This window comes from Actinoplanes palleronii, from assembly GCF_016862315.1.
Lineage (GTDB): Bacteria > Actinomycetota > Actinomycetes > Mycobacteriales > Micromonosporaceae > Actinoplanes > Actinoplanes palleronii.
In genome coordinates this window covers 131,926-143,748 of the sequence record NZ_BOMS01000026.1, presented here as the reverse complement: position 1 = coordinate 143,748, position 11,823 = coordinate 131,926, and the positions used below count along the sequence as shown (strand labels likewise).

8 protein-coding genes are annotated in these 11,823 nt (G+C 71.8%); 5 read left to right on the top strand and 3 right to left on the bottom strand.

Annotation, left to right across the window (positions count from 1 at the left end):
• Nucleotides 1-241 precede the first annotated feature (241 nt).
• The 4 genes from Apa02nite_RS10525 to Apa02nite_RS10510 are packed head-to-tail and all read left to right on the top strand — an operon-like array spanning nt 242 to nt 3,921.
• Complete coding sequence (locus Apa02nite_RS10525) at nt 242-2,593, top strand: sensor histidine kinase (RefSeq protein ID WP_203824873.1); 2,352 nt, start codon at nt 242-244, stop codon at nt 2,591-2,593.
• Complete coding sequence (locus tag Apa02nite_RS10520; protein ID WP_203824872.1) at nt 2,590-3,015, top strand: roadblock/LC7 domain-containing protein; 426 nt, start codon at nt 2,590-2,592, stop codon at nt 3,013-3,015. The genes Apa02nite_RS10525 and Apa02nite_RS10520 overlap by 4 nt, the downstream gene beginning before the upstream one ends.
• Nucleotides 3,012-3,344 (top strand): DUF742 domain-containing protein, encoded by a 333-nt coding sequence (locus tag Apa02nite_RS10515; protein WP_067699686.1) that lies wholly within the window; start codon nt 3,012-3,014, stop codon nt 3,342-3,344. Before Apa02nite_RS10520 ends, Apa02nite_RS10515 begins: the two co-directional genes overlap by 4 nt.
• Nucleotides 3,328-3,921, top strand: a complete 594-nt coding sequence (locus tag Apa02nite_RS10510; protein ID WP_203824871.1) for a GTP-binding protein — start codon at nt 3,328-3,330, stop codon at nt 3,919-3,921. The genes Apa02nite_RS10515 and Apa02nite_RS10510 overlap by 17 nt, the downstream gene beginning before the upstream one ends.
• 9 nt (nt 3,922-3,930) lie before the next feature.
• Here the strand turns inward: Apa02nite_RS10510 and Apa02nite_RS10505 are convergent, their stop codons facing one another.
• On the bottom strand, nt 3,931-4,857 hold the full coding sequence (locus tag Apa02nite_RS10505) for an RpnC/YadD family protein (protein ID WP_203824870.1): 927 nt from the start codon (nt 4,855-4,857) through the stop codon (nt 3,931-3,933).
• Between the two features lie 270 nt (nt 4,858-5,127).
• On the opposite strand from Apa02nite_RS10505, the gene Apa02nite_RS10500 reads away from it, so the two are divergent.
• Nucleotides 5,128-7,980 (top strand): DEAD/DEAH box helicase, encoded by a 2,853-nt coding sequence (locus tag Apa02nite_RS10500; protein WP_203824869.1) that lies wholly within the window; start codon nt 5,128-5,130, stop codon nt 7,978-7,980.
• 44 nt (nt 7,981-8,024) lie between these two features.
• Here the strand turns inward: Apa02nite_RS10500 and Apa02nite_RS10495 are convergent, their stop codons facing one another.
• Both Apa02nite_RS10495 and Apa02nite_RS10490 read right to left on the bottom strand, forming a co-directional pair.
• The gene (locus Apa02nite_RS10495) at nt 8,025-9,617 is read right to left on the bottom strand and encodes a xylulokinase (protein ID WP_203824868.1); all 1,593 of its coding nucleotides are present in this window, start codon (nt 9,615-9,617) and stop codon (nt 8,025-8,027) included.
• The gene (locus tag Apa02nite_RS10490) at nt 9,617-11,818 is read right to left on the bottom strand and encodes an aminotransferase class III-fold pyridoxal phosphate-dependent enzyme (RefSeq protein ID WP_239164231.1); all 2,202 of its coding nucleotides are present in this window, start codon (nt 11,816-11,818) and stop codon (nt 9,617-9,619) included. Before Apa02nite_RS10490 ends, Apa02nite_RS10495 begins: the two co-directional genes overlap by 1 nt.
• Nucleotides 11,819-11,823 lie beyond the last annotated feature (5 nt).

Below are 11,823 nucleotides of genomic sequence, written 5' to 3'. Positions count from 1 at the left end.
CCAGTGCTACTGATCGGTAACTCAGAGGCCCCGGCGACATCAACGTGAATAGATCTCCACCTTCACGCCTCCCCCGTTCGGGGCCGATCGTGCAATTTGCACATCACAGCGTCCGAGCCCAGCGGCCATCTGACATCCGTGTCCCTCGATCAGGGTGTTGACCGGGAGTTGACCGACGCCAATTCTGGGCGACGGCTACGGAACGGCGGCAGCCGACCACCCACGGCAAGGAGACCCCGGTATGTGGCGCAGGACCCGGCGCGACCACACGATCCGCAGCCGTGTCGTACGGATGCTGGCTCTGCCCCTCGCGGCGATGGTGGTGATGCTCTCGGTGATCTACACCGGCGAGATCACCCGGTACCGCAACGCGTCCGCGACCGAACGCCGGATCACCGTGATCCTCGCCCTGCAGAGCCTGGTCCAGGAGCTGCAGAACGAGCGCGGCCTGACCGTCGCGGTGCTCGGCGGCAACACCGGCTTCCGGTCCCGGATCGCACCGGCCCGCCAGCGGGTCGACACCCGGCGGGCCGAGGTGCGCACCGCGCTGGCCGCCGGCGACGCGTTCGGCGGGGAGGCCGCGGAGTCGCTGGCCACCCTGGACCAGCTCGCCGCCGTGCGCACCAGCGCCGACGCCGGCCGGGCCGAGCGCGACGAGACGTTCGACCTCTACACCGGACTGATCGAGGACCTCACCGACGACACCCGGCACCTGGAGATCGTCGAGGACCTGGAGCTGCGCCGCGGCGCCGAGTCGCTGGAGATGCTGACCGAGGTCAAGGAGGCGACCGCGCAGGAGTGGGTCTTCCTGGACGGCGTGATCAGCGCCGGCGGCTTCCAGACCGGCGAGTTCTCCGAGCTGCTGAACATCGTCGCGTCCCGGGACCTGTCGCTCGGCGAGTTCGGCGAGTTCGCCGACGACGCCGGGCGCGCGGCGATGGCGACGGTGGTGGCCTCCGGCGCCGCCCAGCAGGCCCGCGCCGTGGAACGGGCCGCGCTGAGCGCCGGCGACCGGCAGAGCCTGCTGGCCGACAGCGGATCCTGGTGGACCGCGGTGGCCACCACGCTCGACGACATGACCGCGCTGGGCCAGCGGATCGGCGAGTCCACCCTGGTCCGGGCACAGCACCTGCAGGACCGGGCCACGCTGCGGCTGGAGCTGCTGTCCGCGGTGGTCCTGCTCTGCCTGGCCGGTTCGGCCTACCTGGCGATCGCGGCGAGCCGGTCGCTGGCCGAACCGCTGGCCGGGCTGGCCGGCGAGGCCGACCGGCTGGCCGGCGAACGGCTGCCCGAGGCGGTCCGCCGGGCCGCGGCCGGCGAGGACACCGGGCCGCCCGAGCCGCTGCCGGTGTCCCGCGGGGCGAGCGCCGAGGTGCGCCGGGTGGCCGATGCCTTCGACCGGGTGCGCAGCACCGCGTACGCCCTCGCCACCGAGCAGGCGCAGCTGCGCCGCACGGCCGCCGAGTCGATGGCCGACCTGGGCCGGCGCAACCAGAACCTGCTGCGCCGCCAGCTCGGCTTCATCACCCGGCTGGAGCGCGAGGAGTCCAACCCGAACGGCTTGGCGAACCTGTTCGAGCTCGACCACCTGGCCACCCGGATGCGCCGCAACGCGGAGAGCCTGCTGGTCCTGGTCGGCGCGGCCAGCCCGCGCCAGTGGCCCGGCCCGCTGCCGCTGACCGACGTGATCCGGGCCGCGGTGTCCGAGGTGGAGGAGTACCGCCGGGTGGTGCTGCGCCGGCTGGACGAGGCGCAGGTGCACGGCGCGATCGCCAGCGGCCTGGCCCACATGCTTGCCGAGCTGATCGAGAACGGACTGACCTTCTCCCCGCCGGACGTCGAGGTCGAGATTCACGGACGGCGGATGGGCGACGGCTACCTGATCGCGGTCTGCGACCAGGGCGTCGGGATGAACGACGAGGACCTGGCACAGGCCAACCGGCGGCTGTGCGGCGACGGCGACTTCATGACCGGCCCGTCCCGGTTCCTGGGCCACTACGTGGTCGGCCGGCTCGCCGCCGAGATGGACGTCCAGGTGCGGCTCACCCCGTCACCGGTGACCGGGGTGACCGCCCGGATCAGCCTGCCGGCCGGGTTGATGGCCGAGCCCGCCCCGCTCGACCCGGCGCCGCCCGCACCGGCCTCGCTCGGCCCGGCCCCCGGACGGCCCGCGCCGGACGCGCGGTTCGAGCAGCCGCGCACCGGCGATCCGGTACGCATCCGGCCGCGGGCGCTCGAGGTCGACTACGTGGTGGTCACCGAACGTCCGCCGGTCCCGGTTCCGGCACTCAACGGGTCCGCGGTAGGGCTGGAGGCCGATTTCGGCTCCGGGCCGTCCGAGGCCGACCGTACGACGAACGGGTTGCGCAAACGCATCCCCCGGGCTCGCCGACCCGAACCTGGCGCCGCGACCACCTCGCGGGACGGCCGTCTCGAGCAGACCGTGCGGATCGATCGGGGCGGCCGCCCCGAGCCGACCGTCGAGGTCGCCGACTCGCCCGACGCGGTCCGGGACCGCCTGACCGCCTTCCGCAAGGGCGTCCAACGCGGCGCCGAAGCACCCTTCGCAGCATCCTCCGAGGAGAACCGATGAGCGTGGAAGCGCCCGCCGACCGGCACCAGTTCAACTGGATGCTGGGCAACTTCGTCCACCAGACCGACGGTGTCCGCGACGCCGTGGCGGTCTCCTCGGACGGGCTGCTGATCGCCGGGTCGGACGGGCTGAGCCGGGCCGAGGCGGACCAGCTCGCCGCGATCGTGTCCAGCATGGCCAGCCTGGCCCGCACCGCGTCGCGCCGGTACGAGTTCGACGGCCTCAAACTCATCATGATCGAGATGCGCCGGGGCTTCCTGATCATCTCGGTGATCCCGGGCGGCAGCTGCCTGGGCGTGATGGCCGGCGGCGACAGCGACCCGGGACTGGTCGGCTACGAGATCGCCAAGCTCGCCGAGCGGTTCGGTGACCTGCTGACCCCCGCGCTGATCGCCGAGTCCCGGCAGAGCCTGCCGCGATGAACGAACCGGATCCGATCGTCCGCCCCTTCATGATCACCAACGGGCGGACCGAGCCGATGCGCGACGGCCTGCGGATCGAGACCCAGCTGCACGCGTCCCGGGCCGCGCTCTCCGCGCCGCTGCGGTTCGAATCGCGCCGGATCGTCGAGCTGTGCCAGACGCCGAAGTCGATCGCCGACCTGGCGTCGGCGCTGACCGTGCCGCTGGGCGTGGTCCGGGTGATCGTCGGTGACCTGGTCACCGAGGGGTACGTCCTCGTCGAGGACGCGCCTGCCGAATTGTCCTTCGCACTGATCGAAAGGATCCGGGATCGTGTTCGGGCGCTCTGAAACACTCACGGCGCCGGCGCCGGTCGCCGTCAAGATCGTGATCAGCGGCGGTTTCGGTGTCGGCAAGACCACGTTCGTCGGCGCGGTCTCCGAGATCGAACCGCTGGTCACCGAGGCCGAGATGACCGAGAAGTCGATCGGCATCGACGACACGTCCGGGGTCTCCGGCAAGACCACGACCACCGTCGCGCTCGACTTCGGCCGGATCACGCTCGACGACGCGCTGCTGCTCTACCTGTTCGGCACGCCCGGGCAGGACCGGTTCGCGTTCCTCTGGGACGACCTGGTCGACGGGGCGCTCGGCGCGATCGTGCTGGTCGACACGCGGCGGATCGAGGACTGCTTCCCGGCCATCGACTACTTCGAGGACCACGACATCCCGTTCATCATCGGCGTGAACACGTTTGACGGGGCGCGCCGCTTCGAGCACACCGAGATCCGCGAGGCGCTCGGCCTGGACCTCGAACTGCCCCTGGTGGAGTGCGACGCCCGCCGCCGCGACTCGGTCAAGCTGGTCCTGGTCTCGCTGACCGAACGCGTCCTCACCCAGCGCCTGGAACGCGCGACCGTCCACTAGACATCGTGGTCAGGGCTGCTGGAGTTCTTCCAGGGGAGCGCCGCTGACGACCTTCGCAACGTTGGCGTCGTGGTCGTCGGCCACGAGTTTGCTCGCCAGCTCGTCAAGGCCGGGGAAGTCGCCGAACCGGTTCTGCAGCATCAGCCGCATCGAGCGCACCAGGCCCTGTTCGAGTCCTTCTTCGCGGCCTCGCTTCAGGTTCTTCTGAGCGATCTCGCGGCCGATGTCCGTTCCTTCGAGAACGTTGCCCATTCCTCTGCTCCTCAACGCCGTCACGACCTGAGCTGCGAGACCCTGTTCGGCCAGCATACAAAGGTCGACGAGAACCAACTGTTGCTCGCGGCTCGGCAGCTCGCCGATCCGCCCGGCGATCCGGTCGGCGAAATCGGTCGGCCGGCGGCTCGACCACAGCACGAGCGGGGCGAGCGGACTCCCCAGCAGCGCCTCCGGGTCGAGGTCGTCAGGGACGTTCACCGAGTGGTATTCCAGGCTCAGGCGGTCCCGTTGGAAGGAGCCGGGGTAGCCGCCGCCGACCGGCCACACCACGGTCTGGTGGATGCGGTGACCGGGCTCGTCGTATTTGCCTGCCAGTCCCGCCCAGTACGCCACCATCCGTACCTGGAAGTCATCGGTCCGTTTCACCTGTACTTCGATGTGATGCACGTCGACGTGGCCGTCCGGCCGGGAGACGATGAATACCTTGTCGCGCTGCATGCTGCGCTGCCGGGTCTGCTCGGTCGGCCCGTCGACGATCACGGCGCGATCGTCGGCCTCGACCTGGCACAGCAGTCGTAGCGCGTCCTGGGGGTGCGCCGCCAGTAACGCCTTGTAAAGGCCGTCGTAGTCCCGGGCGGCTTCCCGGGTCCGTGCCGGGCCGGCGTGGCTGGTGTCAGCACTGCCCGGCATGTCGCCACTTTCGTGCGAGGTGGGTGACATGAGACCACTGTACGTACGACCAGGCACCCGTGACAAGTGGGCCCGTGATCCCCGGAACTGCCGCGCTGTGAAGGCGCGGCCCCGTGGCGTTACATCGTCTGCTCGGGGGCCTGCACGAGGCCGGCGCGCTGCTGACGACCGCGGGCCGGGGACCCGGCGGGCGCGGCCGCCTGCGCCCGGCTCGTCGAGGGCCTGATCGGCTGGACCCGGCAGCGTGCGCGCCACGGTTGAGCCCGGCCGGTGTGGTCCGGCCCGGTAACCTCGCATCCGATGCTGCCGCGGACCGTACTCGCCGTGCTTGCCGAGCTGGCCCCGGCCGCCGCCGAGCGGACCCTGGACGTGACCCGGGGCTCGCAGCCGCTGGTCTGGCTGGAGACCGCGGAGAAGGCGCCGCGCCAGGCTGCCGTCGAGCGGCTGGCCGCCCTGGACGCGCTGCACCGCGAGGAGCGGATCCTGCACCGCGGCTGGGGCTTCCTGGCCGGCCGGGTGGAGGTCGACGGCAAACCGCGCAAGGTGCGGGTGCCGCTGCTCAGCCAGCCGGTGCACCTGGAACGCTCGCTGCTGGGGTACAAGGTCGTCCCGGCCGGCGACGTCGAGGTCACCCCGCTGGTCGAGGACCGGGAACTGGCCGCCGCGTTCGAGTCGGCGCCCGGCCTGGCCACTCCCGGCTGGCTCGAAGCGATCGGCAGCGGCGCCTGGCTGCGGTCGGTCGCCGACGCCACCGGGTTCACCGCCGGCGCCACGATCGGCGCGAAGCAGCGGATCCCGGCGGACGGGCTGGCGCTGGTCGCGGCGCCGGCGCTGTTCGTGGTCCGGGACGTGTTCGGCGTCGGCCTCGCCGACAGCCTGCGCAGCTGGGCCGGTCGGGACCTGACCGGGACCGCGCTCACCGCCGTCTACGGCTCACCGTCCGCTCCCGGCGCCGAGGATCCCGAGCCGGCGCTCTCCCCGCTGCCGCTGACCGCCGCGCAGGCCCGGGTGGTGGTCCGGGCGCGATCAGCACCGGTCACCGTGGTCTCCGGGCCACCGGGCAGCGGCAAGAGCCACACGGTGGTCGCGGCGGCGCTCGAGGTGGTCGCCCGGGGCGGTTCGGTGCTTGTGGCGACGCAGTCGCCGCACGCGGCGGAGGTGCTCGCCGGGCTGCTGGCGCGCTATCCGGGTCCGCCGCCGGTGCTGTTCGGCGACGCGAGCGGCCGCGCCGGGCTCGAGGCCGACCTCACCGCAGGCGCGGATCAGGGGGTCGAGGCAGGCGTCATCCGTTCCGGTCATGCGGCGCTCCAGGCCGCTGCCGATGGGGTACGCGGGGAGAGCGCCCGGATCACGGATGACCTGGAGCGGGAGGGGCACGCGGCGGAGCTCCCGGGGTATGAGCCGTTCCTCGCGGAGCTGGCGGCCGAGGTCCCGGGCGCGTTCGACGACGCCGTCGACCTGGCAGCGGTCCGCACCCTGCTGGCAAGCGCCGCTGTGAGTCCCGACGGTTCCGACGGTGGGCCGGGGGACGGGGTGGACGGCGCGGGGCTCGCTGCGGCGCTGGGCGGGTGGTGGGCGGGGCGGCGTGCCCGGGCGGCTCGGCGCCGGGCGTATCGGGTGCTGGGCGCGGCTCCGGACGTACCGGAAAAGACGTTGATCGAAGCTCTCGCCGCGGCCACCGCGCAGCGTGCCGCCGCCCACCTCGCCGCGACCGGCGGCACCGACCTGGCCGCCCGCTGGTCGGCCCTGCACGACGCGGAGAGTGAGCTGCGGACGGCCGCCGGTGTCGCGGTGCGGAACGCCGCGGGCAGCGCGGAACGCTGGGACCGTGACGCCCGGCGCGCGGCCGGAGCCCTGGCCACCGCACTGCGGGCGGGCCGCAACCGGCGCCGCGAACTGCTCGCCCGGATGGACGCCGCACCCCTGGTCCGCGCGCTGCCGCTGTGGATCGGCACGGTCGCCGACGTCGAGGACCTGCTGCCACCGGAACCCGGCCTGTTCGACCTCGTGGTGATCGACGAGGCCTCGCACGTGGACCAGATCCGGGCCGCTCCGGTGCTGGCCCGGGCCCGGCGCGCGCTGATCGTCGGCGACCCGCGGCAGCTGCGGTTCGTGTCGTTCGTCAGCGACGTCGACGTGACCCAGGTCCTGGACCGGCACGGCGCCGACGAACGGCTCGACGTCCGGCGGGTCAGCACCTACGACCTGGCCACCGCGGCCGCCCCGGTGACCTGGCTGGCCGAGCATCACCGCAGCGTCCCGCACCTGATCGACTTCCCGGCGCGGCGGTTCTACGCCGGCAAGGTATCGGTGATGACCCGCACCCCGCTCGCCGACGCCACCGACGCCATCGACGTGCTCCATGTCCCGGCGTCCGCGCTGGTCAAGGGCGTGAACGAGGCCGAGGTGGCGGCGGCGTTGCGGGCCGTCGAGGAGCTGGCCGCGGCCGGGTACCGGGGGATCGGCGTGATCAGCCCGTTCCGCGCGCAGGCCGAGGCCCTGGAGGCGGCCCTGGTCGCGGCGGTCCCGGCGGAGCGGATCGAGGAGCTGCGGCTGCGGGTCGGCACGGTGCACGCGTTCCAGGGCAGCGAGGCGGACGCGGTGGTGGTCTCGCTCGGCCTGGTCGACGCGGACTCCCCGAGCCGCCGCCGCTTCGTCACCGACCCACAGTTGTTCACCGTGATGGTCACCCGAGCCCGCCGCCGGCTCATCATGCTCAGCTCCCTGACCGGCCCGGACGGCCTGCTCGGCGACTATCTCGGGTATGCGGGGCACCCGCTCGCGCACGGGGACGGTCCGGTCGCGGTCCCCGGCTGGTCGTCAGGGGTGTCTCCGGGCCCCGGAGACACCCCTGACACCCAGCCGGAAACCGCGACGTCCGGCTGGGCGGCGAGCCTCGCCGCGGAACTCGGCCGGTTGGGGGTGCCGGTCCGGCCGGGTTACACCGTCGGGCCGTGGGTGCTCGACCTGTGCGCGGGGCCGGCGCCGGACGCGGTCGGAGTGTTCTGCGCGGTCCACCCGGACGGCCCGGCCGCGCATCTGGAGCGGCAGGGTGCGCTGCACCGCGCCGGGTGGCGGCTGGTGGACGCGTTCCCGAGCCGCTGGCACGGCGACGTGCGCCGGGCGGCCCTGGAGATCGCCGCCCACCGCTGAACCCCGCCCCGCCCACCGCTGAACCCCGCCCCGCCCGGCGGCGGTCAGCCGGCGGCCCGGTTCAGCCGTTTGTAGATCGGGGTCAGCTGTTGGTGCAGGTCCGTATAAATCGGATAAATCTCGTCATAAACTGCGTGGTCCGGGCCCGGCTCGAACACGTGGTTGTTCCTCGCCAGGGCGGAGATGTCCGCGAAATCGATCATTCCGGCGCCGACCGCGCCGATCCACCCGGCGCCCCGGGCGTTGACCACCACCGGATCCGCGTCCCGCCGGATCTCGATGCCGAGCACGTCCGCGAAGATCTGGCACCACGAGTTGGACCGCGCGGCCCCGCCGGTGATCACCAGTGACGTCACCGGCGCGCCGAGGAAGCGGTCCACCGCCTTCGCCATCCAGCGGGTGTTCAGCGCGACACCCTCGAACACCGCCCGCAGCAGATCCGACCGGGTCGTCTCGAGCGAGATGTTCAGGAACCCGGCCCGCAGGTGCGGGTCGTCGACCGGTGCGCGTTCGCCGTAGAGCCAGGGCATGTAGAGCACGCCGTCCGCGCCGGCCGGCACCGACGGGATGATCTTGTCGAAGGCGTCGAAGATGGTGCCCTCGTCGCGGCTGATGTGGCCGGCGGAGAGCAGCGGGTCGTCGTACTCGACGATCTTGTCGCGGAGCCAGGTGAGGTTCGCGCCCGCGGTGGCCTGCAGCGCGGTCATCAGGTAACGGTCCGGCAGCGCGCACGGGATGGACGCGATGCCGCTGGTCACGTCGGTCTTCTTGGCCGGCACGTGCGCCGCGATCCAGGACGACGTGCCCAGGTAGAGGTGCGGTTCGTTGTCGCGGACCGTACCGGCCCCGATCGCGGCCGCGGTGTTGTCGATCGCGCCGGCCACCACCTGGACGGACGTGGGCAGACCGAGGTGATCGGCGGCGCTGGGGGCGAGCGTGCCGATCACCTCGGTGCATTTCACGATCGGCGGGAACTTGTCCCGGTCGATCCCGCTCGCGGCGACCAGGGACGGGGCGTACCGGATGTCGGTCGCCGTGCGGTTGTCGGTGACCCAGGAGGTGAGGATCGAGTCGACGGTCGCGACCGTCCGGCCGGTGAGCTTCAGGTTGATCCAGTCCAGGACGTTCAGGAACGTCGCGGTCCGCGCGTACACCTCGGGCATCTCGTCGCGCACGAAGAGCATGTGCGCGGCCGGATCCTTCCCGGTCACCGACGGCATCCCACCGGTCAACCGCAGCCACCGTGCGATTTTCAAGATCGAGATTCCATCGTACGAGGGGAAGCCCCCGAACTGCCGCCGCAGGTGAGCCGCCCCGCGCATGTCCAGCCAGCTGATGCACTGGGTGAGCGGTTCTCCGGCGGTGTCCACCGCGATGGTGCCCTCGCCCTGTGTCGAGGAGCAGATCGTCGTCACCGCGCGCAGGTGGTCGGGGAAGTCCCGCCCGAGGTCGGCGACGACCTCGGCGAGCGCGTCCCACCAGGCGACCGGGTCCTGTTCGGCGCCACCGCCGGGCAGCACCCGCAGCGGCACCGGGCGTTCGGCCCACCCGGTGACCGTGCCGTCCGCGGCGACCAGGGCGGCCTTCATCCCGGAGGTGCCCAGGTCGATCGCGAGCACCTGCGGCGGCGTCGGCACTAGACTCCCTCGACCTGGGCGAAGACCTGGTCGAACCGGGTGAGGGCGTCGTCGATGACCTCGTCGGTGTCGGCCATCGAGGTATACATCCGGGAACCGGCGAGGGTGATGATGCCGTGCGCCGCGTACGCCGCGCCCATCTGCTCCATCAGCGTCTTGCGCGCCTTGTTCTCCTTGAACAGCTTGATCGGGTTGCGCATGTCGAGCAGCATCACGCCGCTGCACTCCAGGTGCACGATCGAGCCCTGGTTGTACGCCACGTACGGCAGCCCGTACTTGTCGAGCAGCTTCTGCAGCCCGCGGGTGAGCCGGTCCCCGGCGCGGCCGGCCAGCACCGGCGCGTTGGTCCGGGCCATCTCCTGGATCGCGAAGTACCCGGCCGCGCAGGACAGCGGGTTCGCCGAGAGGGTGCCGCCGACCTGGATGTGCGCGCCGCTCTTGCCGTCCAGCCCGGAGCCGAACACGCTCATCACCTCGGCGCTGCCGCCGACCCCGCCGGCCATCGGGTAGCCACCCGAGACGGCCTTGCCGAACACGGTCAGGTCGGGTTTCACCCCGAAGTAGCCGGCCGCGCCGCCCATCCCGGTCCGGAACCCGGTCACCACCTCGTCGAAGATCAGCATCGCGCCGAACTCGTCGCAGAGCTTGCGGACGGCCGCGTTGAAGTCCTTCGGCACCGGCCGGGTGCCGGACTCCGGGCCGAACGGCTCGACGATGACCGCGGCGGTGCCACCCCGCACCCGGTTCTCGATCAGCTTGCGCTTGAGGGTGCCGAGGTCGTGCGGGAACGCCTCACGGGTCCGCCCGGTGGCGCCCCACGGGATGCCCTTGGCGTTCATCCGGAAGCTGCCGGGCACCCGCAGGCCGTAGACGACGGTGTCCGACCAGCCGTGGTACGCCCCGCCGACCTTGATCACCATCTTCTTGCCGGTCTTCGCGCGGGCCGCGCGGACCGCCGCCATCACGGCCTCGGTGCCGGAGCCCAGCGACCGGTACATCTCGATGTGCGGCATGTGCTGGTTGATGATCTCGGCGAGCTTCAGCTCGTACTCGTGGAACAGGCCGGTGACCGGCCCGGACTCCGCGATCACCGCGGCCACCTGCTCGTTCACCGGGCCGTAGTTGCTGCCCAGGATGGTCGGCCCGCCGGCCTGCAGGAAGTCGATGTAGACGTTGCCGTCCCGGTCGGTCAGGTACGCGCCGTGCGCCCGGTCGACGGCGAGCGGGAACGGGTAGTTGAACGCCAGGTTGTGCTGCACCCCGCCGGGGATCCGCAGCTTGGCCCGCTCGGTGATCTCCCGGCTGGCGGTGCACTTGGTGTCGAAGTAGTTCAGCACGTCCAGCAGCGCGTCGTGGCGCAGCCCGCGGATCGGCTGGGAGACCAGCGCCTTGAGCCGGCGCATGGTGTCGTCGACGTCCAGGTACTCACTGATCATGTAGCCGCTGGTCGCAGCTTCGGCGATGTCCGCCTTCGTGGCGACGCTGGGGAGCTCCTCGTCCTCGGGCACCCGCACCGGCTCCACCGCGTCGACGATCTGCGAGGCGATCCGCTTCTCGTCCTTCTTCAGCTTGCTGAACGCGATCTCGCGGATCGTCGCCGGGATCGTGTAGACCTTGCCGGCCTCGCTGGTCAGCGCCATCAGGTAGGCGATCGACACCTTCTCCAGCAGCGCCATGTTGAACACCGCGCGGGACGGGTCGGTGCCCAGCGCCACCACACCGTGGTTGGCGATGATGAACGCGTTGTCCCCGCTCACCACCTTCTTCTGCACGTTCTTGGCGAGGAAGCCGGTACCGGACGGCGCGTAGTCGATGATCGCGACCTCTTTGCCGAGGAAGCGCACCTGCTCGTCGGTCAGTGCCGGGATCGGCTTGCGCAGGAACGCCAGCGCCGACGCGTACGGCTGGTGGGTGTGCACGATCGCGTTGACGTCCGGGCGTTCGCGGTAGACGTTCGCGTGCATCCCGCACTCGATCGACGGCACCAGCCCGCCCGCCCCGCCGACGTCCGGCACGTGCTTGCCCTGGAAGTCGACGATGCAGACGTCCTCGACGCGCATCTTGTCGTAGTCGTAGTTGCTCGGCGTGACGGCGTAGAGCTGGTGGCCCGGCACGCGGACCGAGACGTTGCCCTCGGTGGCCTTCAGGTAGCCGCGGTCGAGCATGGTCCGGCACATGTCGACCACGTGCTGACGAGACATCCGAT

Bases quoted from the DNA above. Each gene is read 5' to 3' on its own strand.
- Apa02nite_RS10525 (WP_203824873.1), top strand. From the start codon at position 242: ATGTGGCGCAGGACCCGGCGCGACCACACGATCCGCAGCCGTGTCGTA.
- Apa02nite_RS10520 (WP_203824872.1), top strand. From the start codon at position 2,590: ATGAGCGTGGAAGCGCCCGCCGACCGGCACCAGTTCAACTGGATGCTG.
- Apa02nite_RS10515 (WP_067699686.1), top strand. From the start codon at position 3,012: ATGAACGAACCGGATCCGATCGTCCGCCCCTTCATGATCACCAACGGG.
- Apa02nite_RS10505 (WP_203824870.1), bottom strand. From the start codon at position 4,857: ATGTCACCCACCTCGCACGAAAGTGGCGACATGCCGGGCAGTGCTGAC.
- Apa02nite_RS10500 (WP_203824869.1), top strand. From the start codon at position 5,128: ATGCTGCCGCGGACCGTACTCGCCGTGCTTGCCGAGCTGGCCCCGGCC.
- Apa02nite_RS10490 (WP_239164231.1), bottom strand. From the start codon at position 11,818: ATGTCTCGTCAGCACGTGGTCGACATGTGCCGGACCATGCTCGACCGC.